General features: G+C 66.6%; 23 protein-coding genes. 18 read left to right on the forward strand and 5 right to left on the reverse strand.

Annotated elements, in window-relative coordinates; all coding sequences use genetic code 11:
• Positions 1-46 precede the first annotated feature (46 nt).
• The 4 genes from DMP17_RS45835 to DMP17_RS45850 form a co-directional block, all read right to left on the reverse strand.
• Positions 47-448, reverse strand: coding sequence for a RidA family protein (locus tag DMP17_RS45835; RefSeq protein WP_337832954.1), 402 nt, complete (start codon positions 446-448; stop codon positions 47-49).
• A 34-nt stretch (positions 449-482) separates the two neighbouring features.
• Complete coding sequence (locus DMP17_RS45840) at positions 483-1082, reverse strand: DJ-1/PfpI family protein (protein ID WP_337832955.1); 600 nt, start codon at positions 1080-1082, stop codon at positions 483-485.
• Entirely contained in the window at positions 1079-2110 is a 1032-nt protein-coding gene (locus DMP17_RS45845; protein WP_337832956.1) for a hypothetical protein, read from the reverse strand. Before DMP17_RS45845 ends, DMP17_RS45840 begins: the two co-directional genes overlap by 4 nt.
• Before the next feature lie 76 nt (positions 2111-2186).
• The gene (locus DMP17_RS45850; RefSeq protein WP_337832957.1) at positions 2187-3227 is read right to left on the reverse strand and encodes a Gfo/Idh/MocA family protein; all 1041 of its coding nucleotides are present in this window, start codon (positions 3225-3227) and stop codon (positions 2187-2189) included.
• 534 nt (positions 3228-3761) lie between these two features.
• Between DMP17_RS45850 and DMP17_RS45855 the strand changes: the two genes are divergently transcribed.
• The 18 genes from DMP17_RS45855 to DMP17_RS45940 all read left to right on the forward strand — a co-directional run bounded on the left by DMP17_RS45855 (position 3762) and on the right by DMP17_RS45940 (position 24019).
• A complete protein-coding gene (locus DMP17_RS45855) occupies positions 3762-5675 on the forward strand; it encodes a B12-binding domain-containing radical SAM protein (RefSeq protein ID WP_337832958.1) in 1914 nt (637 codons plus the stop codon).
• Between the two features lie 26 nt (positions 5676-5701).
• Positions 5702-6895 (forward strand): carbamoyltransferase N-terminal domain-containing protein, encoded by a 1194-nt coding sequence (locus DMP17_RS45860; protein ID WP_337832959.1) that lies wholly within the window; start codon positions 5702-5704, stop codon positions 6893-6895.
• Entirely contained in the window at positions 6879-7364 is a 486-nt protein-coding gene (locus DMP17_RS45865; RefSeq protein ID WP_337833025.1) for a carbamoyltransferase C-terminal domain-containing protein, read from the forward strand. Before DMP17_RS45860 ends, DMP17_RS45865 begins: the two co-directional genes overlap by 17 nt.
• 140 nt (positions 7365-7504) lie before the next feature.
• Entirely contained in the window at positions 7505-8512 is a 1008-nt protein-coding gene (locus DMP17_RS45870) for a FomB family phosphonate monophosphate kinase (protein WP_443218007.1), read from the forward strand.
• Positions 8509-10176, forward strand: a complete 1668-nt coding sequence (locus DMP17_RS45875) for a carbamoyltransferase N-terminal domain-containing protein (RefSeq protein WP_337832961.1) — start codon at positions 8509-8511, stop codon at positions 10174-10176. The genes DMP17_RS45870 and DMP17_RS45875 overlap by 4 nt, the downstream gene beginning before the upstream one ends.
• Positions 10169-11176 (forward strand): nucleoside-diphosphate kinase, encoded by a 1008-nt coding sequence (locus DMP17_RS45880; RefSeq protein WP_337832962.1) that lies wholly within the window; start codon positions 10169-10171, stop codon positions 11174-11176. The genes DMP17_RS45875 and DMP17_RS45880 overlap by 8 nt, the downstream gene beginning before the upstream one ends.
• 23 nt (positions 11177-11199) lie before the next feature.
• Complete coding sequence (locus tag DMP17_RS45885) at positions 11200-11838, forward strand: hypothetical protein (protein ID WP_337832963.1); 639 nt, start codon at positions 11200-11202, stop codon at positions 11836-11838.
• Positions 11835-12512 carry a hypothetical protein gene (locus tag DMP17_RS45890; RefSeq protein WP_337832964.1) on the forward strand — a complete coding sequence of 226 codons (678 nt, stop codon included), beginning with the start codon at positions 11835-11837 and terminating at the stop codon, positions 12510-12512. Before DMP17_RS45885 ends, DMP17_RS45890 begins: the two co-directional genes overlap by 4 nt.
• 14 nt (positions 12513-12526) lie before the next feature.
• On the forward strand, positions 12527-13630 hold the full coding sequence (locus DMP17_RS45895) for a nucleotidyltransferase domain-containing protein (protein WP_337832965.1): 1104 nt from the start codon (positions 12527-12529) through the stop codon (positions 13628-13630).
• Complete coding sequence (locus tag DMP17_RS45900) at positions 13630-13797, forward strand: hypothetical protein (protein ID WP_337832966.1); 168 nt, start codon at positions 13630-13632, stop codon at positions 13795-13797. The genes DMP17_RS45895 and DMP17_RS45900 overlap by 1 nt, the downstream gene beginning before the upstream one ends.
• Positions 13790-14548 carry an SDR family oxidoreductase gene (locus DMP17_RS45905; RefSeq protein WP_337832967.1) on the forward strand — a complete coding sequence of 253 codons (759 nt, stop codon included), beginning with the start codon at positions 13790-13792 and terminating at the stop codon, positions 14546-14548. The genes DMP17_RS45900 and DMP17_RS45905 overlap by 8 nt, the downstream gene beginning before the upstream one ends.
• Entirely contained in the window at positions 14541-15368 is an 828-nt protein-coding gene (locus tag DMP17_RS45910; protein ID WP_337832968.1) for an inositol monophosphatase family protein, read from the forward strand. The genes DMP17_RS45905 and DMP17_RS45910 overlap by 8 nt, the downstream gene beginning before the upstream one ends.
• The gene (locus DMP17_RS45915) at positions 15365-17080 is read left to right on the forward strand and encodes a fatty acyl-AMP ligase (RefSeq protein WP_337832969.1); all 1716 of its coding nucleotides are present in this window, start codon (positions 15365-15367) and stop codon (positions 17078-17080) included. Before DMP17_RS45910 ends, DMP17_RS45915 begins: the two co-directional genes overlap by 4 nt.
• Complete coding sequence (locus DMP17_RS45920; RefSeq protein WP_337832970.1) at positions 17055-19745, forward strand: MupA/Atu3671 family FMN-dependent luciferase-like monooxygenase; 2691 nt, start codon at positions 17055-17057, stop codon at positions 19743-19745. Before DMP17_RS45915 ends, DMP17_RS45920 begins: the two co-directional genes overlap by 26 nt.
• 64 nt (positions 19746-19809) lie before the next feature.
• Positions 19810-20979, forward strand: a complete 1170-nt coding sequence (locus DMP17_RS45925; protein WP_337832971.1) for a hypothetical protein — start codon at positions 19810-19812, stop codon at positions 20977-20979.
• 1 nt (position 20980) lies between these two features.
• Positions 20981-21925 (forward strand): hypothetical protein, encoded by a 945-nt coding sequence (locus DMP17_RS45930; RefSeq protein ID WP_337832972.1) that lies wholly within the window; start codon positions 20981-20983, stop codon positions 21923-21925.
• The gene (locus tag DMP17_RS45935) at positions 21922-23289 is read left to right on the forward strand and encodes an MFS transporter (RefSeq protein ID WP_337832973.1); all 1368 of its coding nucleotides are present in this window, start codon (positions 21922-21924) and stop codon (positions 23287-23289) included. Before DMP17_RS45930 ends, DMP17_RS45935 begins: the two co-directional genes overlap by 4 nt.
• Before the next feature lie 490 nt (positions 23290-23779).
• Positions 23780-24019: a MerR family transcriptional regulator gene (locus DMP17_RS45940; RefSeq protein ID WP_337833026.1), complete on the forward strand. Its 240-nt coding sequence runs from the start codon at positions 23780-23782 to the stop codon at positions 24017-24019.
• A 314-nt stretch (positions 24020-24333) separates the two neighbouring features.
• On the opposite strand, the gene DMP17_RS45945 is transcribed toward DMP17_RS45940, so the two are convergent.
• Complete coding sequence (locus DMP17_RS45945) at positions 24334-25164, reverse strand: site-specific integrase (protein WP_337832974.1); 831 nt, start codon at positions 25162-25164, stop codon at positions 24334-24336.
• Between the last annotated feature and the right edge of the window lie 183 nt (positions 25165-25347).

A 25347-nucleotide genomic window follows, 5' to 3' on the forward strand; every position in this document is an offset into this window, starting at 1 on the left:
TCCGCTTCCGGGGCCGAGAGCAACCGGGGCGCAGCGTGCACAGCCACTACCGGTCTCCGACGACGGCCACACCGCTGATCTCCAGCAGGACGCCGTCCTCGACGAGACCAGCGACCTCGACCAGCGTGCTGGCCGGGGCGGGCTCGGAGAGCACCCGGTCACGGACAGAGGAGATGGCGCGGAAGTCCCGCTTCACGTCGACGGCGTAGATCACGATGCTGACGAGGTCGCACAGCGAGCCACCGCCCGCCGCCAGCACGGTCGCCAGGTTCTCGAACACGACGCTGGCCTGTCGCCCGGCATCGCCGGGATGAAGCAGCTTGCCGTCGCCGTCGACGGCGACCTGACCGGTCACGAAGATCAGGGTTCCCGAGCCCGAGACCGCAAGGCCGGGTGAATACCTCCCGACCGGACGGGAATGACCCTCCGGGATCAACTGTCGCCTCATGCCGCCCTCCCACGAAAACGATCACCAGTACCGCTCATCGGCGGGGATCTCCCCTTCCGTCACCCGGATCCGTCTCGATCCGGTCGGCGATTGGCTCGACTAGGTCCGGGACGAAGTCCTGAAGCACGCTGAACGCCAGGTCGACAGCCTTCACCGACTCCCGTCGGATGCCCCCGACGGTGCGCAGCGGGCCGTCGCGAATCAGTCCAGCGGCGACCGCGCCGACCTCATACCCGTGCAGGAGATCGGTCTTTCCCCGGTGTATCGCCACCCGCCGGCCGCGCGCGAGTCCGGCGGCGGCGATGACGAGAACCCCCGTACACACGGCGTACAGGAGCGCGGCACCGCGGGCGGCGTCACGAACCGCTTCCACCAGCTCGCCGTCCGCCGAGGCGTCCCGAGCACCCCGTCCACCGGGAACGACCAAGGCGTGGGCACGACGTACCTCATCCAGCCTGTGCGGCACGGTGAACGTGACACCGCCGGAGCTCCGAACCTCGGCGAGCTGGCTCGCGATCCGCACCTCCAGCCGCGGGGTCGCCTTGGCCAGCACGGAATGCACACCGAACAGGTCCAGCTCGTCGATGCCGGGGTAGACCAGCACGGTGACGCGAAATGGCGTCCGTGTGCTCACGGAACCGTCGTTCCCCCGTCGAGCCGACTCCAGCTGCCGTGCACGTCCGCGGCCGTCCAGCTCCCGTGGCCACCGCTGGGCGACTTGAGGCTCGATACCGCCGCCGGTGTGAATCCGCTCATGCCTGCACGGCGGGCCGCGCACGCCACCCGGATCAGGTCGATGATCACACCTGCTGCGTTGCTGGAGTCTTGCACCTTCAGCTTGACATCCAGGGAGACGGACGTGCCCGCCCAGCCCTGACCCTCGATATTGAGGATCGCGACCTTATTGTCCGCAAGATGGCCGACGAACCCCGCGGACGGGATGACCTCGACCTTTGACGTGTCGACGCCCGCTTGACTCAACGCGTTCAGCTTCGACGTGCGCTTGCTCTCTCCGACCTCACGGAGATTGCGGAAGTCTTCGTTGCCACCGAAGTTGAGCTGGTAGCTGCTGCACAGGGTAAGCCCACGCTCGGCCAGCAGGGCCAGCAGCGAACGATGGACTACCGACGACCCGAGGTGGCTCGCGAGATCGTCGCCGATCAGCGGCACGCCCGCACGCTCGTACTCCGCGAGCAGCGCCTCGTCCCGGCCGACGATCTCGGGCGTGCAGTTGACGAACGCGACGCCTGCTTTCAGCGCCGCGCGGGCGTACGCCGTAGCCGCCCACTGCAGACCGGTAGGCAGCGAGTAGAGAAGTACCTCGGCGCGGCTGTCCTCCAACCGCGACACCAGGTGGCGGAAGGCCGGGCCGGCCGGGTCGTCGTCCTCGCGCAGTCCGTCGTCGACGATCACGTCCGTGGTTGGCATGTCGACGTCAAGCTGCGGATAGTTGTTCGGTGGGGCCATCAATGCCTCGGCGAGCTTCGCCCCGACCTTGTCCCGGTGCACGTCGAATCCAGCGACGATCTCGACATCGCAGACGCCGATGTCGCCGATCCGGGGCACCCTGATGCCGGGGAAGTCCGGCTCGGGCACACCGGCGAGTGCGAGCTTGCGGTAGTACTCGACGCCTTGACATAGCGCGGAGATGTTGTTGCCCACCCCGGCTACGGCAAGTCGAACTGGCTGCGACACCTCACCCATCTCCCAACGCCGGCCGACCGTCCTCATGTACGCCTCAGGTCTTCAAATGCTCCCGGTCGCGGCCGGTACGACGACCGGTGGTGCGCAACGGCTTGCCACATCCGAGCCGTAGGGCGTCGTCGAGCAGCACCTGAGCGGTCAGGCCGGCGGCGAAGTCCGCCGTACTGGAGCCGTCTAACCCGAACAGTGCCGCGTAGGGATTCATCGAGCTCGGGCCGAACCGGGTCCCGCCGTTCGCAACGCCGTCCAGGATCGTGTCCAGCACGGCGCTGCCGTCGTCCGGAGAGGCCGACACAGTCGCCTGCCCGCGGGTCCCGAGAACGCGCACCCGCACGACACGGTGTCCGGCAGACACCCTGGACACGAACACCCGTGCCTGTGAGTGGTCCGACGCCAGCAGCACCTCGGCGACGTCCTCGGTGTGGCACTCCACTGTGCCGTCGATCGACGAGCGCTGGTCGAACGCCACCACAGCGGCACCGGCCGTCACTGACCAGTTGCCGGGCACCAACCACTGCAGCTGGTCGAACAGGTGAACACCTTGGTCGGCGAGCGCCCCGGCGGACGCGGTCTCCCACCGGTGTCGCCAAGGCCATGCCGTCGTTGGCCCGGCCAGGAAGTCGTGTTGTGCCTCGAGGTCGACATGCAGCACGTCCCCGAGGTGGCCGCTCAACACGATCGACCGGAGTTCGCGCAGTGCAGGATTCGCCCGCCATTGGAACGTCACAGCGGTCACGGCTCCGGCCGACCGCGCCCTCTCGACGAGCCGCTCGGCGGACGCCACATCTGTGGTGAGCGGTTTGTCGCTCACCACAGCCAACCCGGCGTCGAGCGCGGCCAGCACACTCTCCTCGTGCATGCCGGGCGGGGAGGCGACGGCGACCGCATCGACTTCTCCGGACGAGATCACGCTCAACAGATCGTCTACAACTCCGATGCTGAACCGTCTGGCAAGCGCATGTGCGCGCGCCGCATTCCGGTGATAACCGAGCAGGACCGGCTCGTGGTCGGGACACTCATCGAGCCACAAGAGGTGCTGCTCACCGAACCCTGATCCGATCACAAGAAAGCGCAAACTCCGTCTCCCAGAAGCTCCACTGTGACTGTTGCTCACACATCTTCGAGAGAAGCACAGGACGTCGAACAAGGCAACAAAAGATCTGGCCGCTCGTCGGCTCGGTGAAACCCGCTCAGGAGGAGGCTGTCATCGCCTGATCGATCTTCTGGCGGCCAAGGGAGGTGCCCAGAATGATCACGCGATGGCCATCCTGTACGACGCCGCGCGCGTCGCCAGTCCGATCCCACACTACCTTGATAGACGCGCTATCGCTCCAGAAAAATCTGCCATGTCCGGGGCAGAATTACTCCGGAAATTCTGCCATGTCGGGGCAGAGTTGACAGCCCCGAAGGTTGACTGCAACAGTTTTCGGGTCGCCAGCTGGACGGACGTAGTCAACTCGAGTAGAAGCTTGGCCGTCGACGCCACGTTGCAACGCATAGGTGGACGGCTAGAACATCCGAGGGGCACGTCGCTACACCAGTGCGCAATGGATCCTCTATGCATCCGGCACTGACGGGGGCTGTAATGACGGGGCTAAACATTGAGCCAGTGGTCCACGATGTGTACGCGGACTACCGATGCTCGGACCGGACCTTCAAGGTCGCGCTGGTTCATCCATATCTGGTCGAGGCCTGGCAGAAGAACCGACTGAAGTACCGCGAGAGTCTCGCGCTCGGCTACCTGACCGCAGCGCTGGAGCGCCACGAGTTCGACGTCACCGTCATCAACGCGGAGCTGCTGAGTCTCGGCCCGGAACAGGTAGCAGAGAGGATCCTTGCCGATCCCCAGATCGGCTTGCTCGGCATCTCGGCGAAGTCGCAGCGGACCTACCGAGCAGCACGACAGATCGCGGCCGCTGTGAAGCACCAGCGCCCTGACATGCACATCACGTTGGGCGGAGTGTTCCCGAGTGCGGCGGACACACACATCATCGAGGCTGACCCGAACGTCGACTCGATCGTCCGTGGCGAGGGTGAGCACGCGATCGTCGAGCTGGCGGCTCGACTGGTGGAACACCAACCACTCACCGACATGCGCGGCCTGACGCTCCGCCGGGACGGCGCCACACTGCGCACCCCGCCTCGCCCCCGGATCCGGGATCTCGACGGGCTCGCGTTTCCGGCGCGGCGCGATCTCCAGCACATGATCGCCGCCGACTCGTCCGGTGCCACGTCGGCATACCTGGTTGCCTCCCGGGGCTGCTACGCGGCCTGCACGTTCTGCTCCATCCACCAGATCTACGGAGATCATAACGTGGCCCGTCGGTCACCGCAGAGCATCGCCGACGAGATGCAGCACGTAATCGACACCTACGGAATCAGTCGATTCTCATTCGTGGACGACCTTTTCATCATGCCGTCGAAGAGTGGCATCCGCTGGGTACACGAGTTCTGTGACGTTATCACCGAGCGCGACCTGGATATCCGATTCTATGCGGAGATGCGTGCGGACACCATCGATCGGGATCTCGTCGGACGTCTCGTCGATGTCGGCATGCATCGCCTGTTCATCGGCGTCGAGTCCGGCGTCGACAGCGTTCTGGAAAGATGGGACAAGGGAACAACGTCGGCGGACAACGAGAACGCCCTTTCCGAACTACGCGGAATCGGCTTGAAACCGCATCAGATCAACTTCGGATACATCATGTTCGACCCGGAGATGACCTACGACGAGCTTAAACGTCAGTACTTCTGGATCAAGGGATCCGGCTACGCCAAGGTGCAGCACCTACAGAACAAGATGAACATCTACTGGGGCACCCCCCAGTACCGGAAGATGATCGCGCAGGGCCGCACCGACACCGCACCTCTCGGCGACCGCTGGCAGTACGAGTTCGATGACCCGCGCGTTGGCGCCGTGGAGAAACTAGTTCGCGCCTTCCATCGCCGCTACGAGGAGGCCCCGGCGGCACTGGCCGTTCTCAACGCACGGGAGTCGTTCATGAAGGAGATCCGCGAGGATTCCTCGACTTCACCGCTCCCGAAACCGCTCTTCGAGGCGACGAGCCTCGCCATGTGCCGCGTCGACCAACTTGAACGCGATTGCTACTACTTCGTCTTCGAAAATCTCTTCGTCCGGATCGACGGAGGCGACCAGGTCGATGAGACGGTGTTGGATCTGCTCTGGAACGACCTGTCGCCCGGCCTGGAGGCGCTACACGCCGAGGCCGATCTCCTCGCGGGACTGGCGGGTCGCCTACACCAGCTGACCATCCGCTCGAACGCGGAAGACGCACCCACCACGCCGGGCACCGCATGGTTCGACGGTTCCGGCCGCCTCATCGTGTGGGTATCGGAGGCCGGAGCCCTCCACGGGTACCGCTTCCGGCTAGGGATGACAAAGACCGACCGTTACGACCACGACTCGGATGCGCTCGTCATGTCCTCCGGGAGTGGCGTTCCGGAGATCACCGTCGTCCGCGGCGCCAACCCGTTCGACACTGCGGCGACGACAGTCCGTTAGCCGCACGGAAGGACGGAGGCAGACGGATGCTGATCTGCGGGATCAAGGTGACCCACGACGGCGGGGTCGCGCTCGTCGAAGACGGGCACCTCGTCTTCAGCGCTGAGATGGAGAAGCTGGCCAACCGAGAGCGGCACGCCAGGATCGAGGACCTTAGCGTCGTGTTCGATCTCCTGCGGTCCCACGGATACGACCCGGCGGACCTGGACCACTTAGTCATCGACGGCTGGCGCAAGACCGACAAGATCAAGATGTGGGGCGGACAGGAGATCTCGCTTCCTCTCGCGCCCTACCGCCGCGGGATCCTGCACACGGACCTGCTCAAGCCGTACACGTTTACGTCACTGGATCTGACCTACGAGAGCTACCCGCACTACGCAGGCCACGTAGCGAGCGCGTACTGCTCCAGCGAGTTCGCACGCGAGGGCGCCGACGCGTACATCCTGTGCTGGGACGGGGCGATGTTCCCGTTCGTCTACCACTACAGTCCCGACGCTCGACGCCTGCGAGCAGTGGGCCCGCCGTTCTACATGCTCGGCGACGTCTACCACACCCTCGCCCAGGGATACCCGCCGTTCGACGACGACGTTGCCTGGCCACACACACTGGCCTTGCCCGGCAAAATCATGGCCTACGTGTCGCTCGGCACCCCGGACAAGACAGCTGTGCAGGCTCTGCACACCGTCTACCAGCAGGCGGTCGCGACCGTCCTCGGCACCGGTGACGTCCCGGACGACGCCGCACACGAACTCGCCGGCCGCAGGATCCTGGAGCGGATGCGCGATCGGCTGTCCGCCCCAGGGGCCTCCGCGGAAGACATGCTGGCGAGCATCCACCGATTCCTAACCGACATCGTCGTCGACGGCCTGGTGAAGGTGATCGACGCGGACGGCCGGCGAACCCCGAACCTCTGCCTCGTCGGCGGCTGCGCACTCAATATCAAATGGAACCGCGCCATCCGCGACTCCGGCATCGCCGACACCGTCTGGGTCCCCCCCTTTCCCAACGACGCAGGCAGCGCCATCGGTGCCGCCTGCTGCGCGCTACTCACCCACACCACCACTCCCTACCTCGACTGGAGCGTCTACTCCGGACCATCGCTCCCCACCACCGAAACCACCCCACCCGGCTGGACCGCAAGTCCCTGCACCATCACCGAGCTCGCACACGTCCTGCACCACACCGGGCCAACCCGTCGTCTTCCTGCACGGAAGCGCTGAACTCGGCCCCCGCGCACTCGGCCACCGCAGCATCCTCGCCCCCGCCACCGACCCCACCATGAAAGACACGCTCAACACCATCAAAGAACGAGAGCCCTACCGACCTGTCGCCCCCATCTGCCTCCACGAAAACGCCCCCGACGTCTTCGACCCCGGCACCCCCGACCCCTACATGCTCTTCGACCACACCGTCCGCCCGGAATGGCGCCACCGTATCCCAGCAATCTGCCACGTCGACAACACCGCACGACTCCAGACCATCCACCACACTGACGAGCCCACCGTCCATCAACTTCTCACCACCTATTACCAGATCAGCGGAATACCATTACTCTGCAATACCAGTGCCAACCACAAAGGCCGAGGATTCTTCCCCGACGCCCACAGCGCGATGGAATGGGGACAAATACCCCGAGTCTGGACCAACAACACCCTCTACGAAAAAGTCGGAGAAGTAAACGACCATTGATCGAATGGTTCCAGGATACTGAGGTCGACGTAATTTCGAAGAGGGGAGAAAGCGCGTTGAGCGTCAGCGGTTACCACTCCGCCGAGCCGGAGACCGAGAGTCTCGCCAGCGGGTCGACCGGAGAGGACTTCCTCTCGTCGATCGCGATCCGGTCGAGCGTGGTCGTCGACCTGAACCGCTTCCGCCTGCGAATCTCCAGCAACGTGTCGGATTTCTCCGGGTGGAAGTACTTCGCGAAGTTCGTCTCAGATCAGGCCAGTCCGGAGTGTGCCTACGAGCTGATCTGCATCGACCTCGACCGCGATCCACTCGACCTCGCCGAGCTCCTCCCCCTCGTCGACCGGACGTACCGCGCCGAACGGTTCCAGGTCGGCTACTACCTGGCGCACCATTTCGGGCCGCCCGCCCACCTCGTCACCCGAGGCAACCGGCACTACGTGTTCGGTCGCAACCTTGAGCGCACGGTATGGCCATACTTCATCAAGCACCTGCTAACCGTCTACGCCGCCGACCACCGCATGGTCCATCTCAAAGCGGCTGGCTTCGTGCAGGACGCCGGAGCGACCCTGCTGTTCGGGAAGGGGGGCGCAGGCAAGACCGTCTTCCTCACCCAGGCGTGTCTGTCGGGCGCAAGGTTCCTCGCCAACACCCATGTCCTCGTCCGAGACGGCTTGGTCTACGGCATTCCCTCGGCGATGCGAGTACGCAGCGATCCGTGGTTCGCACCGCTGGTCGCGGCGGGCCAGCTGCAGCAGCACTTCGAGAAGGGCGAGTACCGCGCGGACCCGAACCAGCTGTTCGAGAACGGCTGGCAGCTCGAGGCGCCCGTTCGCAACGTCTGCATCGTAGACTTCGACGAAGATCGGCCGTCCCACGTCACCGAGCTCGACACCGAGTCGTTCTGCCTGTTCCTGGACAACTTCGCGCTAGCAATTGGCACGTACGGACTCAAAGACGATCTCCTCGCACACGTCGAGGGCGACCTCAAGCGCTACCTCGCGGCCCACCAAGCGATGCGCGAGTCGATGGTGAAGCTGGTCGAGGGCTGCCGGCGCCTGCACGTGAACGTTGACATGCTGGACCCGGTCGCGAGAGCGGACGTGCTTGCGATGCTCGGTGAGAACACCGGGGAGGCGGCTCGACAGTGATTATCTGCGGAGTCAAGATCACGCACGACAGCGGTCTCGCGCTCGTCGACGACGGCAGACTGGTCGCGTCCGTGGAGACCGAGAAGATCGGCAACGGCTTGCGGCACAGTCGCATGCCCGATCTCGGGGTGATCCCCGACCTTCTCGCCGAGTACGGGTACGACCTGGACTCCGTGGACGAACTGGTGGTCGACGGCTGGCGCGACACCGCAAAGCGACGGCTTTGGAACGAACAGGCAGTCCTCGTCGGGTCCGCGCCGTACCGGCGGGGAATCACCAGCTCCGACCTGTTTCAGCGCTACGAGTTTCGGCTGCTGGACAGGCCATACTCCAGCTACGCCCACTACGCCACGCACGTCGCAAGCGCGTACTGCACCAGCCCGTTCGCCGCACTCGCGCAGGATGCCTATGTCCTGTGCTGGGACGGGCGGATGTTTCCGTTCGTGTACCACGTATCCCCCGACGGGTCGGCGCGCAGCCTCGGTCCCATCGCCCACCTCCTCGGCGACGCCTACCGCTGCCTCGCGCAGCTGGTACCTCCCTTCTATCCGCCGTTCGACGGGCCAGTCGAGGCTCAGGAGGCATTGGCGGTGCCCGGGAAGGTCATGGCGTACGCAGGGCTCGGGTCGGTGGACGACAGCGTGGTGGCCAAGTTGCAGGACACCTACGACCGGGTCACCGCCGAGGTCTTCGGGCGACGGTCGGTCGCCGACATGGATGCCAACGAGCGGCGCGGGCGCGCGATCCTCGACCGGATGATGTCCTCGCTCTCCTTTGACGGGGCGAACCCCGACGACGTAGTCGCCTCCGTGCAGTACTACGTCGGAAAGCTGCTGCTTGAGCAGCTGGTGAAGGTGATCGACGCGGACGGCCGGCGAACCCCGAACCTCTGCCTCGTCGGCGGCTGCGCACTCAATATCAAATGGAACCGCGCCATCCGCGACTCCGGCATCGCCGACACCGTCTGGGTCCCCCCCTTTCCCAACGACGCAGGCAGCGCCATCGGTGCCGCCTGCTGCGCGCTACTCACCCACACCACCACTCCCTACCTCGACTGGAGCGTCTACTCCGGACCATCGCTCCCCACCACCGAAACCACCCCACCCGGCTGGACCGCAAGTCCCTGCACCATCACCGAGCTCGCACACGTCCTGCACCACACCGGCCAACCCGTCGTCTTCCTGCACGGAAGCGCTGAACTCGGCCCCCGCGCACTCGGCCACCGCAGCATCCTCGCCCCCGCCACCGACCCCACCATGAAAGACACGCTCAACACCATCAAAGAACGAGAGCCCTACCGACCTGTCGCCCCCATCTGCCTCCACGAAAACGCCCCCGACGTCTTCGACCCCGGCACCCCCGACCCCTACATGCTCTTCGACCACACCGTCCGCCCGGAATGGCGCCACCGTATCCCAGCAATCTGCCACGTCGACAACACCGCACGACTCCAGACCATCCACCACACTGACGAGCCCACCGTCCATCAACTTCTCACCACCTATTACCAGATCAGCGGAATACCATTACTCTGCAATACCAGTGCCAACCACAAAGGCCGAGGATTCTTCCCCGACGCCCACAGCGCGATGGAATGGGGACAAATACCCCGAGTCTGGACCAACAACACCCTCTACGAAAAAGTCGGAGGGGTGCATGAATGAAAGCGCTCTCATCTCGGGAGGACGAGCTCCGGTACCAGCGAGCCTGACCCGATCGCCGAGCAAGATTCGGACGTTCTCGCTGGATCCGTACTACCGAGACGCGGTCGACGACGTCGTCCACGCGTTCGGCAGCATCGAGTCGGCCGTTCCGGTTCTCCACGAGCTCTCACCCCTGGTGCTACGGCCCGACATCATCGCCACCCGCGGGGGCGGGCGGTTGCTCGCCCGGCTCGACGAGATGGGCTACGTGCCGGTCGCCGGAAGGCCGCTGGAGTTCACCCGGCACCTCGTTCGGGAGATCTGGCGCTATCAGCTCAACATTGCAACTCGGCAACGGATCGACGTGATGGACATGGTGATGCTCGGCGCCATCGGGTTGTACGTCCTGTTGCGCCGTCGGCCGCCGGGCACCGACGTACCAGCGACGGTCATGGTGAGCCGCCTTAAGGGACCGAGCGCGCCCGAGCGCCGTCGGCCGGAGCATCTTCGCGCGCTGGCTGGACCCGGCCAGGAGTCCGTACTCACCTACATCCACGTCAGCGATGAACCGGCGGACATAGTGCGTGAGCTGGGCGTCTTCTTCGACCGGAGAGAACGGCTCCGACTGCTGGCCGCGGCTCGCGCCGGGGCCAACGACCCCACGGACGTGTTTGCCCAGCTCGCGCAGTTGGAGGACGACACGACGTCCGCGACGTTCGACGTCAGCGAGGCGCTCGACGAGCTGGTCCGGCTCGTCGAGGCCAGAGGACGTTCAGCCGTCGGGGACGAGACGTTAGCGCTTGCGCAGGCCGTACGCACCGGCCGCAGCCGGGACTGGCCCGCGCTGCTGGGGCTGGTCGACCGGCTGGGGGTGCCCTGGCCCCGCTGGCATCGGGTCGCCGTCGCAGCCCACGCCAGTGACCGGCATCTCGACGCACGACCCGCGGTGGAAGACCTGGACGACGGTGCGTGGCTTCCGACTGGGGAGCCCGTCGAAGCGGATCGGGGGGTTCGTTCGTGATTGGACAGGAGCCGAGCCGACCGGTGACGGTGCGAATGCTCGCGGAGATCAAGGGGCTCCCGGAGGCGACACTACGAGGCTTCGGTCTCGAAGATCGTCCGTGGGGTGTGCTGTTCCCGTACCAGCATCCGGACGGGATGCCGGCGCGCTCGCGCCGCCGTGTGGGTGTCCGCGGAGCCGGGGGGTCGCAGTGGGACCCCGACGGCGGTCGCGCCATCACCGCCTACTCCGATCCGGAAGCGTTACGGGCCGCGGCCGAGCTGCGCTACCAGATCCTCGTGGAGGGCGAGTCGGACTGCTGGGTCGCGTGGGCGCACGGATTCCCTGCCGTCGGCGTCCCCGGCGACGACAACCGTGGAGCGGTGACGGCGGCGCACCTCAAGGGCGTAAACGACCTGTACGTGCAGGTGGAGACGGAGAGCGACGTGACGTTCCCGGACGGCACGGCCACCTATGTACGCGAGCTCGAGAAGCACGTACGTGCGGTCGGATTCACCGGCTCCCTGCATCGGCTGGTTCACGACTCAGTCTCAGACCTGAGCGAGCTCTTCGCCGCGGACCCGTCCTCGTTCCGGGAGCGACTGACCGACGCATTACAGAAGGCCGGGGGCGCGCCGCGCCCGGTATGGCACACCACACCGTTCGGGGGCGCAACGTCGTGATTGACGACATTGATTCAGTGTTCAGAGGACTGGACTGGGAATCGTTGGAGGATGCGCACAACGCCGGGGACAAGGCGCTGGCGGCGTTGGCGGAGCCAACGGTCCTCTCCGAGATGTTCGTCCGCATGCTCGCAGACGGGCATCTCCGCGGCCGGGCCGAACGGTTCAACTTGTTCAGCAAGATCGTGTTGTACGAGGGCGCGGAGTCGGGGGTGCGGGTGCGGCTGCATGTCTTCGGCGACCAGATGATCGAGGAGGCGCACAACCACCGGGCGAGCTTCGTCGCGCGGATTCTAGCCGGAAGCTACCGCCACTTCGTGTTCGGCCAGGTCGATGACCTGTGGCGCGACGGCGTTCCGGACTCATTGCCGCCACGGCTCATCCACGACCAGCTTCCGGGGCACACCTACACACTGCATCACTCGTTCGTGCACGCCACGTACGCGCGGCCACAGACCGTGTCGCTGATCATCCAGGGTCCCCGGGTCCGGCCGACGTTCGAGATCCTGGACATGAAGAGCGGCATCACGCGGACCCGGGCTGGCGCGGAGGCGGCCAAGGGCCCGCAGGAGGACGGCGAGGCGCGTATGACCGACGCCGACCTGAGGGAGATCGAACGATCCCTGCGTGCCCGGGGGGTCCTCAGCGCGGCGCCTTCGGTGGGACCCGCGTGAGGGGCACGAGCCCCGTGCAGCTGGAGCACGACGGCTACTTCACGTCGGAGCAGCGCGGTCATGCAGCCGCACTTGTCGACGAGCTTCCGTCCCGACACCGTGCCTCGGTCCGTGCCGCCCTGCTCTCCGGCAGCATCTCAGCCGGGCTAGGGCACCGACACTCCGATGTGGATGTCATCGTCGTCACCGACGAGCCCGGGCAGATCCACGAGCTCAACTACGTCCGCGGTGGGCGCCGAATCGACCTGCTGCCGATGGGCACCGAGGAGTTCGACCGGCGGGTCGAGCTTGCGGCGGAGTACGTAGCCACGAAGCGGGATCGATGGCAGGTGATGATCGATCACGTCACAGCGATGAAGACCGTCCGGCTGGCAGTCGCGTCTCCCGTATTCGCCGATGACCACGTCGCCAGACGTCTGGCCGAGATCAGCCTGCCCGCGCTGTCCCGCATGCTCATGACCCGGGCGGCGATCGAGGCGGCCACCTACACCGAGGACGCGATCGGATGCGCACTGTCCGGCGACACGTACACCGCGCTCGATGCCTCAGAGCTGGCCCTGCGCAAAGCCTGCGACGTCCTGCTCGCAGCCTCTCGGGACTTCTACATCAGTGACAAGTTCCTGTTCCGCCGGTTGGCCCGGTGCACCGAGTTCACCGCGTTTCGGGAACCGGTGTGGCGATCGCTGCACGACGAGATCACCCTCGATGGGGCGCCGCAGCAGGTGCGCGCCGTCGTGAGCCGACGGTTACTTCTCGCGAATCGGCTAGCCGCCGCCGCGCAGCTGGACGGCTGGGACGAGCCACCCGGCGTGTTGGTCCATCGCAGCCCCGCGAGCGACGGAATCAGCCGCAGCCCGGCGTACAGCATGATCCGGTTCGCGGACGGTTTAGCCCTCGCCGGCCCGAACACCGGCTTCGACGTCTCCGAGATCGCCGCACGGCTGTGGCTCTCGCTCGACGGGCAGCCCAGAGAGCAGGCACTCGACGAGTTCGCCGGAGCGTTCGGGCTTACCGCCGGGCAACGGCAGCAGGCCGACGGAGCCCTCACCGCCATGGTCGACGCCGGGGCCGCCATCCCGGTCGGTCACGACGTTCTCACCGACGAAGGCGGCCGCTGATGGACTTCACATTCCGAGAAGACTCGTCCTGCTACAACAAGGACTCCCGCACCCACCTGTCTGTCGACGCCGAGGAGGCGGCGATACCAGCCGAGGGGGCGGGCGACCCGGCCATCGCGGCACCTCCCGGCGCCGACGCGGATCGGGCGGACGCGTCCGATGAGTGAAGCGTCCACGCGCGGCACCGTGCTCGTCACCGGCGCCAGCCGGGGCATCGGCCGGGCTATCGCGTTCGCGTTGGCCAAGAGCGGGTTCGACCTGATCCTCTGGGCACGCACCGAGCACGATCTGGCTTCGGCCGCCGAGCAGGCCACCGAGCTCGGTGCCCGGGTCACCACGGCGCTTGTCGACGTCGCCGATCCCGCCGCCGTCGACCGCGCCGGCGCGGATTCCCTGTCCGATGTGCCGATCCTGCGGGCGGTCATCGTCAATGCGGGCGGCGGAACCTGGAACGCGGTTGACCGCATCTCGAACGAGGAGTGGCGAAGCGTCGTCGGGCCGAACCTCGACGGCGCGTTCCACACACTGCGGCTGACCGTGCCGGTTCTGCGGGAGGTTCTGGGCGCACAGATCATCGGGATCGCGTCCGACTCGTCGTACTACGCCTACCCCACACGGTCGGCGTATTGCGCGTCCAAGGCGGGGTTTCTTGCCCTGCTGAACACGACGCGACGGGAAGTCCGTCCGCACGGCGTCCGTGTGACGGCCGTCGTCCCCTCCCGCGTGGACTCGTACTTCCGAGGCAAGCGACCCGGGGCCCGCCCAGAGGCCCTGTCGATCGACGAGATGGGCGAGATCGTCGTGTCGCTCTTAACCGTGCCGCCCCGGGTCGAGGTTCAAGAGATCACGCTGGCGTCGGTGACGTCCACGTTCGGCCCCTACGACGAGCTGTACTCCACTTTGGACAACCATGGGTGAATATGACCTGGACGCGGTGCTCGAATGCGCCGTGACAGCCTCGCAGACCGCCGGGCGGGAGATCGCCCGCACCGCGCGGGCGGACGTTGGGCCGGCGCTGCGGATGAAGGACGGCGTCGAGCCGGTCACGGACTCCGACCTGCGCTCGGACCGGATCATCCGGGGCGTGCTCGGCAGCTGCTTCCCGCGCGTCCCGGTGCTGAGCGAGGAGTCCGATGACGTGCCCGTCGTCGGCGAGGGACCGTTGTGGATCGTCGACCCGATCGACGGGACGGCGAACTTCGCACGTGGGCACCGCTACGTCGCTGTCTCGATCGCCTTCGCCATCGACGGCGTTGTCCAGGCCGGCGTGGTGCACGCTCCCCTGCTGGACGAGACGTTCACCGCGATCCTCGGGCGGGGAGCCGCTCTGGACGGAGCCCCGATCAGGGTGACCGACCGGGGCTCGCTCGCCGACGCGATCGTCAGCACCGGGTTCCCGCACGTCCGCCCCGACATCGAGGCGCTCGTCGAACGCATCCGCCGGCTGATCACGCACTGCCAAGACATCCGCCGGGCGTCCTCGCCTGCTCTGGATCTCGCCTGGCTAGCCGCTGGACGGCTGGATGCGCACACGGAGACCCTGCACCCGTGGGACGTCGCGGCCGGCGGCCTAATCGCGACTGAGGCCGGTGCAGTGCGCACACTCCTGCCGGGACCGGCCAGGAAGCTGCCGCCGGACTTGGACGGCGTGGAGGTGCTGTTTGCGGTGCCGGGTATCAGTGACCTGCTCAGACACCTGCTGACCGAGGAGCCGGACCACCCGCGGAGGACGTCGTGAGCGATCGGCATGCCTCGTCGACTTTGGTCGAGACGCTGGTCCGGCACTCGGAGCGGACGCCGAACGCCGCGGCGTACTCGTTCGTGCCGGACGACGATTTCGAGCTCGCCGAGCACGTCGACTTCGCGGAGCTCCATCTTGCATGCTCCGCCGTGGCCCACACCCTCGAATCCGTGTCCGTCAGGGGGGACCGGGTGCTCGTGTGCTGCCCGGCAGGGCGGACCTTCGTGACCGGGTTCCTCGGCTGTCTGCTCGCTGGTCGCATCGCGGTACCGGTAGATGCGACCCCCTCGGACCGGCAGCTGGCGAGCCTGGCGAGCATCACCGAGGACTGTCGCCCCACCGTCGCCATCGCCCCCGCCGACCAGATCGGCGAACTGACCGACCGGTTCCGAGTCAACCCTCTACTGTCCGCGGTGCGGGTGATCCCGTGCGACGGACCGCTCGCCCCCTTTACAGGCGCGTTGCCATCGCCGGACGCGATCGCGTTCCTGCAGTACACGTCCGGCTCAACGACGGCCCCGCGGGGTGTGCGGGTCCGCCACGACAACCTCGTGGACAACCTCACGATCACCCGGAACGCGTTCGGGCACACGCCGGACAGCGGGATCGTCACCTGGCTGCCGCCGTTCCACGACATGGGGCTGATCGGCGGGCTACTGCAGTCGCTGTTCGTCGGCTTCCACACCGCCGTGCTTTCGCCCCGCACGTTCCTGCGGCGGCCGCAGTCATGGCTCGCGGCAATCTCGCACTTCGGCGCGACGACGAGCGGCGGGCCGCCCTCGGCGTTCGACCAGTGCACCCGCCGGATCACCGAGGAGGAGTCCGAGAAGTTCGACCTCTCGAGCTGGGACGCTGCCTTCGTCGGGGCCGAGCCGATCAGCCCTGCGATTCTGGAGAGGTTCGCCGAGAGGTTTGCCCGGCATGGGTTCCGTGCTTCGTCGATCTTTCCATGCTACGGACTCGCCGAGGCGACCCTGATGGTGAGCGGGGGGCCCCGTGGCCGGGGCGCCCGCGTCCTGCATTCCGATCCCGCCGCCGATGTCGACCCGACTCGACCTGACTCCCCGACGAGGACCCTGCTGTCGGTCGGACCGGTCCAGACTGGCAGCGTGCAGATCGTCGACCCGGCGACCGCCCGAGTCGTCGCAGCGGACGGGGCCGGGGAGATCTGGCTGAAGGGCCCGAGCGTGGCCGACGGATACTGGCGGAACCCAGACGGCATCGGCGAGGACCCATTCGGCTCGTCCCTCGCTGACTGCGCAGGCCGGACCGGGACTTACCTGCGAACGGGAGATCTCGGCTTCGTCTGTGACGGTGAGCTCTACGTCACCGGACGTCTCAAAGAGCTCGTCATCCTGCACGGACGGAACGTCTTCCCGCACGACATCGAGACGTCGATCGAGGGGAGCCGTCCGTACCTCAGGCCAGGGGGGACCGTCGCGTTCGGCGTCCGGTCCGAGGACGGCGAGCAGCTGGTGGTGTTGCAGGAGATCGACCTGCGCGCGACTGGTGGCCTGGACAGGTCCGGTGTCGAGAGCGAGATCCGGCAGATCGTCGCCCGTTCGCACGGGCTGGCCGTCTGGAGGGTGGCCTTCACACGCAGGGGGCGGATACCGCGGACGACGAGTGGCAAGAAGCAGCGGGGCCGGGCTCGTCAACTATTTCTCACAGGGGGGACGGATCATGCCGGGGATTACGCAGACCAGTGAGATCCTGCACGGACTCGTCACGTGGGTCAGCAAGCGGTGTGACATCGACGTGACGACCGTCGATCCGGCGCGCCCCGTGACGACGCTGGGCCTGGACTCACTCAAGTCCGCGGAGCTCGCGGAGCACGTCGAGCGGACGTTCGGGCACGAGATCATCGCCGAGGAGATGTTCGACGGGCTGACCCTGGGCCGGCTGGCCGACGACATCGCCACGACGATCTCAGTCGAGCGTTCCAGGTCGGCCGACAACGAGCCGCCGACCACGAACGGGCCTGGAGGTGGCCCGCGAACCAGCACCGGGGCGACCGGATCAGGCCGTCGGACGATTGACGTCAGCCTGCTGTTCTTCGCCAGCGATGCCCAGCGAGACTCGGCCGACCGGTACTCGCTGTTCATGGATAGCGTGCGCTTCGCCGACGAGCACGGTTTCGAGGCCGTGTGGATCCCGGAGCGTCACTTCCACACCTTCGGCGGGCTGTTCCCCAACCCGTCTGTACTGGCGTCTGCGGCTGCCGTGTCTACGAGCCGCGTCCGCCTGCGGGCCGGCAGCGTCGTCCTTCCACTGCACGACCCGCTCCGTGTGGCCGAGGAATGGGCCGTCGTGGACAACCTGTCCCACGGCCGCGTCGACCTGGCGTTCGCCACGGGCTGGAGCCCGGACGACTTCGTTCTGGCGCCCGAGCACTACGCGGACCGCGAACGTGCCATGCTCGACGGCGTCGCCCAGGTCCAGCGGCTGTGGTCCGGCGGACAGCTCACCCGCCAGGGCGGCACCGGTGACGACGTCGCGATCACCGTCTTCCCGCGTCCGGTCCAGCCCTCCCTGTCCACGTGGCTGACCTGCACATCCAGCGTCGAACGGTTCGTCACGGCGGGGCAGCTCGGCGCGAACGTCCTGACCGCCCTGCTGTTCCAGGACGTCGGCGAGCTGGCGGAACGGGTCTCGGCGTACCGGAAAGCGCGCGCCGCCGCGGGCTACGACCCAACGACCGGTCGGGTCACGCTCATGCTGCACACGTTCCTGGGCGACGACGAGAAGCAGGTGCGCCGCGTCGTCGAGGAGCCGTTCAAACGGTATCTGGAGGACTCAGTCGACCTCTGGCGTCGCCGCTCGGAGGACCTCGAAGCGCTCGACCCGACCCAACGCGCCCGCGTCCTCGACCACGCATTCGAGCGGTACCGGAGAACGAGCGCGCTAGTCGGGACTCCCGAAGGCGTCCGCCCGCTCGTCGAGCGCGTCGCCGACGCAGGGATCGACGAGATCGCTGCCTTGGTCGACTTCGGGGTCCCGGACCACCACGTGCGGCGGGGCCTTGACCACCTCGACCGTCTCCGCCGGACTTTCGCCGAACCCACGGCGTCGCAGGCAGACCTGGCTCAGCACGCCGCCGGAACGGACACGATGACGGCGGAAACCGAACCGCCGGACCCGAATCTGACGAAGCTGCTCGAGGAGCGGCATCGGCATCCCCGCGGCGCCTCCGACCACGTCTTCTCGAAGGCCCGCGCCTTCCGCCTGGTCACCGAACTCCAGTCGGCCGACCTCATGCCGTACTACCGGCCGGTTCAGAACGACGGTACGACGTGCCGGGCAGGCGAGCGCAGGCTGCTCATGCTCGGGTCGAACGACTATCTGGGTCTCACCGCGGACCGGCGAGTCCGCGAGGCTGTGGCCGCCGCCGCGCTCGCCGACGGATCGAGTCTGTCAGGCTCGGCAATGCAAAACGGGACGACCCCGCGCCACATCGAACTCGAGCGACGGATGGCCTCGTTCGTCGGACGCGAAGACGCGGTCCTGTTCACCACTGGCTACCAGGCCAACATCGGGCTCCTGTCAGCGGTGATGGGCAAGGGCACCACGCTGGTCGTCGACGACGAGTGCCACGCGTCCATCTACGACGGGGCGGGCGTCGGCGGGTGTCGGGTGATCGCTTTCCGGCACAACGATGTGGCTGACCTGGAGCAAAAGCTGCGCGACGGCCTCGACGGCCAACCGGCGATGGTCATGACCGATGGCGTTTTCTCGATGTCCGGCGACCTGGCAGCACTACCCGAGATCCGCTCAACGTGCGACCGGCTCGGGGTGCCTCTGGCAATGGACGACGCGCACGGGCTGGGGATGATCGGGGAGACCGGCCGCGGCGTGGAGGAGATGCTGGATCTCGTCGGTGCGTGTGACGTCCTGACCGGCACGTTCTCGAAGAGCCTCGCATCGATCGGCGGATGGGTCGCCGGTGACCACGATCTCATGGACTGGATCCGGTTCCACGGACGGTCTGCCATGTTCTCCGCGTCGATGCCACCGCCCGCGCTCGCTGCGGTGGACTGCTCGCTGGACATCCTCCAGGCCGAGCCGTGGCGCATCGTCGCGATCCGGGAGAACGCGGACTACCTGCGCGCCGGCCTGCGGAGCCAGGGCTTCGAGGTCGGCAGCTCGGCCAGCGCGATCGTCCCGGTGATCATCGGCGACGAATTGCGGTGCCTCAGGTTCGGCGTCGAGCTGTTCGCTGCCGGGCTGAACGTGAACACCGTCCTGGCACCCGCGGTCCCGGCGAACAAGGCGTTGCTGCGTGCGAGCGTGATGGCGACCCATGAGAAGGACCACCTCGACGAGGCGCTCGACATCTTCGGCCGCGTTGGACGAGATCTCGGTGTCGTGCGGTGACTGCCGTGGATCAACCGGCCACCGAGGCGTCGCAGCCACATCGACACAAGGGGGATGTACCACGATGATCCTGAGAACCGGGCTGGTCACCGCCGGGACCGGCCTCGAACGGCTCCCCGAGGTCTCCGATGCGGCTGAGAAGGCCGCAGCACAGCGGGATCCGGCGGCGTTCTTCGCGACGCTACGGGCCAGCGATGTGCCGTTCCTGCCGCGGCTCCACCGCGACGACCCGGCTGGTCTGTTCAAGGCGACGGTCGCGGTCGCGCACGTGCTCGGGGAAAGCTCGCCAGGACTCGCGCTCGGCGTCTCCCAGCACCTGGCATCGATGTGGGCGTTCGAGCTCACCCGCTCCATGACGTCGCAGCAGGACGCGCTCGGGGAGATCGTCGGCGAGTTTCTCGAGTCCGTCTACTCCGGCCGCCTGCTAATCGCCAATACGACGTCCCAGGCCGGAGGCCGGAAGATGGGGGCCTCGGGGTCAACGATCTCCTGGTTGAACGACTCATACGTGGTCGAGGAATGGTCGACGTACATGTCCCTGGCATCCGAGGCGGACAAGCTGACGTTCGTGACCCACGATGCCGACGGCGCCCCTGTCGGCGTAATCACGGATCTGACCGGCAACGACGCCGTTCACATCTCGGAGGAGTTGTTGTTCGGCGACCATCTGGTCCTCGCGGATACCCGCAGCGTCCGGTTCGAGCGGCTCGTCCTACCCGAGCGCAACGTCATCCGGTCGGATCCGCGACTCGATACGTTCTATCTGGTGCAGCTCGTCTGCCAGAATCTGTGTAGCGCCGCTCTCTATCTCGGGGGCGCCCACCGCCTGATTGAGGAGACCAAGTCGTTCGGGCAGGGCATTTTCCTGCCCTCCGGCGAGCCGCTGAGCGGTACGGGTGCCTTCTCCTCAGACGTCGGCGAGATGGTGTTGGTTTACATGAACGCCCTGCGGCTGCTCCTGTCCGCCGACCGACTGGTGGAGGAGCTCGACCGTTCCGGTCCGACGACGGAGCAGGCAGCCTCGTGCCTCCGTCACGTTACCGCGATCAAGCACAGCGTCGCCAAGGATGTCGAACAGATCGCGATCAACAGCCGCAAGCTCCTCGGGGCGCGCTCGTTCATGAGTGATCACCCCGTTTCACGGATCGGCGGAGAGATCGTGTTCGGGGCACTGGGCCCCGGGACCGAGAAAGCAACCGAACGAGAGTTCGGCCAACAGTATCTGGAGGCCTGACGTGATCGGAGCCAAGCGCCCGTCCGAACGCCTGGAGACGTTGCGGGACAAGACCGAGATACTCGACTTCCTCGTCGAGTCCGGGTTCGACCTCGATGACTCGGTTCGTACACAGGTGGGACCGGTAGAAACGACCGGGGTGCTGCTCGTCGGTTCCGTCGCCGAGGGTTACCAGAACCAGGCGTCCGACGTCGACATCCTCTATCTGACTTACTCCCCCCGACAGGACCTACCACCCTGTCCTGAGCTGTTCCTAGAGGCCGGTTCGTCCCTGGAATCATTGATCTACCGCGGCGGGATCGAGGTCAACACGGAAGTCATCGCATTCGACGCCTACGCCTCCCTCGCCGCCAGCTTCAGCAGGCTGGTAGACGGTCTTTCGGACGGGGGCCAGCTGGACAGAGTGGCACTCTACGATGAGTACGCTCTACGGCTGCTTCACCGACTACGTACCGGGATGGTGCTGCAGGGCGAGGATGTCGTGTCGAGGTTCCGCACTGACTTCCGAGTGGACGCACTACCGCTCTACCTGTCGGTCCACTATCTGGTCGACGCGCGTGAGTCTCTGGAAGACGCCCGCAAGTCCAGCCGGTCGACCCCTGGCCTGGTCGAGTACATCTGCCGGCTAATCGTCGAGACATGCCTGCTGGCGCTGGGCGCGGCTCGCGGCTTCACCTCGCCGACACGAAGGCATTTGTTGAGCTGGCTGGAGGCGTCGGTGACCGGGAGCGATGACGCCGACGTCATGCTGCGCCGCATGCGGGACAGTCTGCTGAACCAGCGGCCGCTGACGCCCGGGGAGAAGTCCGTCGCTATTGCCGAATGCGAGCGGTACTACGCCCACACCGAAGAGGTCTTGCGGTCCGACCCTCTCACCAGCGGAGTAATCGACCAGGTCTTCGCCCAGATCTCGTACGCCGACACCGACGCCGTCGTTAGCGGATGAAACTGGACCGACGACAGCGGTGGCTGGCCGGCGCGCTGACCGTCAGCTCGTTCGTCGCGTCCTTCGAGACAACGGCCGTCCAGACGATCGCACCGCAGATCCTCGACGAGATCGGCGGCAGATCGCTCTACGCGATGGTGTTCGGTGTCTTCACCGTCGCAGAACTAGTTGGGCTGGTGTTCGGGGGTTGGCTGGAGACGCGCCGAGGGGTGGTCCCAGCGTTCGTCCTCGGTGTGCTCCTTCATGCCACCGGTCTGTTGGTGTGTGGGACGGCCCCGACGTTCGGTTCCTTCCTCGCAGGCCGGGCAGCTCAGGGCCTCGGGACCGGGATTGTCGTGGTCAGCGTGTACGTGATCATCGCGACGTCCTATCCCGACTCCCAACGCGGGCGCGTCCTCGGATTCATCGTCGCGTCCTGGGCCACACCCGGATTCCTCGGTCCGCTGATCGCCGGAACGCTAACCTCGCTCGTCTCGTGGCGGGTAGTCCTGTGGCCGGTCGGTTTGGTCGATCTAGCACTGCTCGCGGTGATCTGGCCAGTGATGCGTGAGGTCAAGAACGCCAGCGGTACTTCGCCTCGACCAAAGCCCTCGCTTATGTCACTGCTCGGCCCGGCGTTTCTACTTTCTGCGGGGGTCGCCGGGCTACTCCTTCTGGACGAGCTGCCGAGATCGGCCTCCTGGCCACTGCTCGTCGTGGCGGGCATTGCCGTCGGTCTCGGCGCCGTCAGGTTGTTGCCGCGAGGGTCGTGGCGGCTCGCTCCGGGACTTCCGGCGGCGGTTCTGCTCCGTGGTCTGATCGGCGCACCGTGGTACGGAGTGGCGTTCCTCCTTCCTCTGGCACTGGTGGAAGCTCGGGGATTCCGTCTAGCCGAGGCCGGGCTCGCGCTCTCGGCTGGCATCCTGGGATACGCCGCCACTGGGCTGCTATTCGGTAGTTCCCGTCTTGCCGAAACGAGTCGCATGGTCCTCATCCGAGTTGGAACTCTCGCGCAGTGCGCCGGGCTAGCTGTCACTGCGACAGGCGTCGACCCCCGGATGCCGGTGGCGCTCGTCTACATCGGGTGGTCGACCACCGGGCTAGGCACCTGCCTCGCCGTTAATTCGCTCAACGTCGTCGTCCTGCGCTTATCGGAGGAATCAGAACGGGGTGCTTCAACGTCGGCGATGGCGATGGCTGAACTAGTAACCGTGTCGATCTTGACCGCAGTGGCAGGTCTAGCGCTCGCCGGCGCCTCCACTGGGATCGCGGTCGTAATTCCAGCGCAGATCACGATGGGAGTGAGCGCCCTTGGGCTGCTTCTCTTACTAGCGACCGTTGGTCGCCTCCGCCCTACAACGGCTAGCCACGGACACATCCGATGATCACCCTCACCACGACTCCACCCGGTACGTCATGCAGAGGGCAGGACGGTCGAGGGGCCGCTCGCGTCGGTGCGCGCCGGGCGCCTGGACCCGGCACTCGCCACTCGACGATGCCGCCGCGGGCCCGTTGAGTACGGGCGAGGCTCGTGAGCGCCTCCCGGCTCTGTACCGCCGTTGACCGGCCCGACCCCCACCTCGGGTCGGGGGTCGACGGTCCAGAGCTTCTCGTCCCACGAGGCAACCGATGATCACCCCTGAGGCGGCCGCGCACCGCCGCCAACAGTGTTGACCTCCAGGTCAAGCTTCTATATCAGTAGACACTGAACCCAGCGACGGGTAGATTCGTCTACTCCAGACGAGAAGCTTGTTGGTCCAGCCCGCGGCAAGCCGCGCACGCGGACCTCAGGCTGCAGCGCATACAAGCAGGTGATCGTCATTGTCACTCAACGAGTTCGAAGGCATCTCCAATGGCCAGTGCCCGCCGATGTAAATCGGCCAGGCCGCAGAAATAATCGGAGTCTCTCAAAAGTTCCTCCGCAGCCTCGAAATGGAACAACTTATAGTGCCCCTTAGAACTTCAGGTGGCCATCGCCGATACAGCCGCGACGAGCTGCGGACCGCGATACGCGCGAAACATCTACTTGCAGACGGCCACAACCTAACGTCGATAACTCGAATAATTACGCTTGAAAACGAGCTAAATGAAGCTACGGAGCAAAGCGAGCGCTGACCTGACCTGGCGCGCAAGAGTGCACATGGCCGACTATCGACCAGAAGTGGCTCAGCCAAATCGCGCGAGAGGCGCCAGACACTCCTCCCTTGCGGTAGGCCGCGCGCCCGGCAGCGGCCGACCCGGAGGGCACTCATTGTGTCGCTGCGCCCGCAGGCGAGAACGCCGCAAGCTTGTTCTTAGAGTTTCCTCGCGCAGCCCGCTGGCTTTGACGTGGGCCGCGACCATCCGCGCTGAATCCACCACCTTCTACGCGGATCATGCCTGCCCCCTTCCCCGCCAGCGCCTCGATTAGGTCTCGACGTGCTCCATAGTCATCTGCCGATCTGGAGAACAGCGTTGTCGGTGAATACGTCGTCGACGCGAATGTAAGTGGTGATGGTGTCCATCGAGCGGTGTCGGGTCTGGTGAGCGATCGCGCGGTCGGTGGCCCCGCGGAGGTGGGCGTAGGTGACGAACCCGGCGCGCAGGCTGTGGGCGCTGTAGGGGCCGCCGGGCAGCCCGGCGCGCGCGGTGGCAGCCTGGACGAGGTTGTTGATCGACTCGGGGTATAGGGGTTGGTCGAGGACGCGGTTGCCGGTGGAGACCTTGCGCAGGATCGGGCCGGTGGTGATGGCGGCCAAGTCGAGCCAGGTCTCCAGCGCGGTGAGCGGACAGTGGTCGGGGTGCTCGGCTCGGGGTAGGCCGATGAGTTCGGCCTGGTCACCGGTCTGGTTCGTCTTGGAGCGGTGCAGGGTCAGGACGCGACCGCGGCGTCCGCTGCGCAGCGTTCGTTCGGAGCCGAGCTGCTCGACGGTGAGCGCGGCGAGCTCGGCGCGGCGCAGGGCGCCCCAGAACCCGACCAGCAGAAGGGCCCGGTCGCGGGCACCGGCCAGCGACGGCTCATCGGGCCGGTTCTTCCAGGTGCGGGTGACCGGGCAGGCGGCCACGGCCTGGTCGAGCAGGGGCGGCATGAGCGGCGCGGCCTGGGCGGGCGGGGCACCGTGGCTGCGACGGATGCCCTCCCAGACCGCGGTGACCCGAGCCGTGACCGCAGGGTCGGGCAGATCCGCTGCCCGGTGCGCGGCACGGACCCCCGACAGGTGCTTGGCGATGGTCCGGACCTTCGCCCCGGCCTGGGCGAGCGCGACCAGGTAGGCCGACACCGTCGCCGGCGCCGCGGGCAGCGGCGCCAGGTCGTGGCTGGCGCAGAACGCGGTGAAGCTTGTCCAGACCGAGCGTAGCCGCGGCGGGTGTTGTGCGAACGGGCCGCGGCGACGTAGGCGGCCTCGTCCGGCGACAGCGGGGCCTCGACCGCGGCCGAGGTGTCCGGGACGGCGTCGAGCTCG

This window comes from Pseudonocardia sp. TMWB2A (assembly GCF_017312135.1).

Excerpts from the sequence above, each read along its gene's own strand:
- DMP17_RS45920 (WP_337832970.1), top strand. The coding sequence starts at position 17,055 with ATGCCGGGGATTACGCAGACCAGTGAGATCCTGCACGGACTCGTCACG.
- DMP17_RS45880 (WP_337832962.1), top strand. The coding sequence starts at position 10,169 with ATGAATGAAAGCGCTCTCATCTCGGGAGGACGAGCTCCGGTACCAGCG.
- DMP17_RS45925 (WP_337832971.1), top strand. The coding sequence starts at position 19,810 with ATGATCCTGAGAACCGGGCTGGTCACCGCCGGGACCGGCCTCGAACGG.
- DMP17_RS45900 (WP_337832966.1), top strand. The coding sequence starts at position 13,630 with ATGGACTTCACATTCCGAGAAGACTCGTCCTGCTACAACAAGGACTCC.
- DMP17_RS45860 (WP_337832959.1), top strand. The coding sequence starts at position 5,702 with ATGCTGATCTGCGGGATCAAGGTGACCCACGACGGCGGGGTCGCGCTC.
- DMP17_RS45835 (WP_337832954.1), bottom strand. The coding sequence starts at position 448 with ATGAGGCGACAGTTGATCCCGGAGGGTCATTCCCGTCCGGTCGGGAGG.
- DMP17_RS45905 (WP_337832967.1), top strand. The coding sequence starts at position 13,790 with ATGAGTGAAGCGTCCACGCGCGGCACCGTGCTCGTCACCGGCGCCAGC.
- DMP17_RS45910 (WP_337832968.1), top strand. The coding sequence starts at position 14,541 with ATGGGTGAATATGACCTGGACGCGGTGCTCGAATGCGCCGTGACAGCC.
- DMP17_RS45935 (WP_337832973.1), top strand. The coding sequence starts at position 21,922 with ATGAAACTGGACCGACGACAGCGGTGGCTGGCCGGCGCGCTGACCGTC.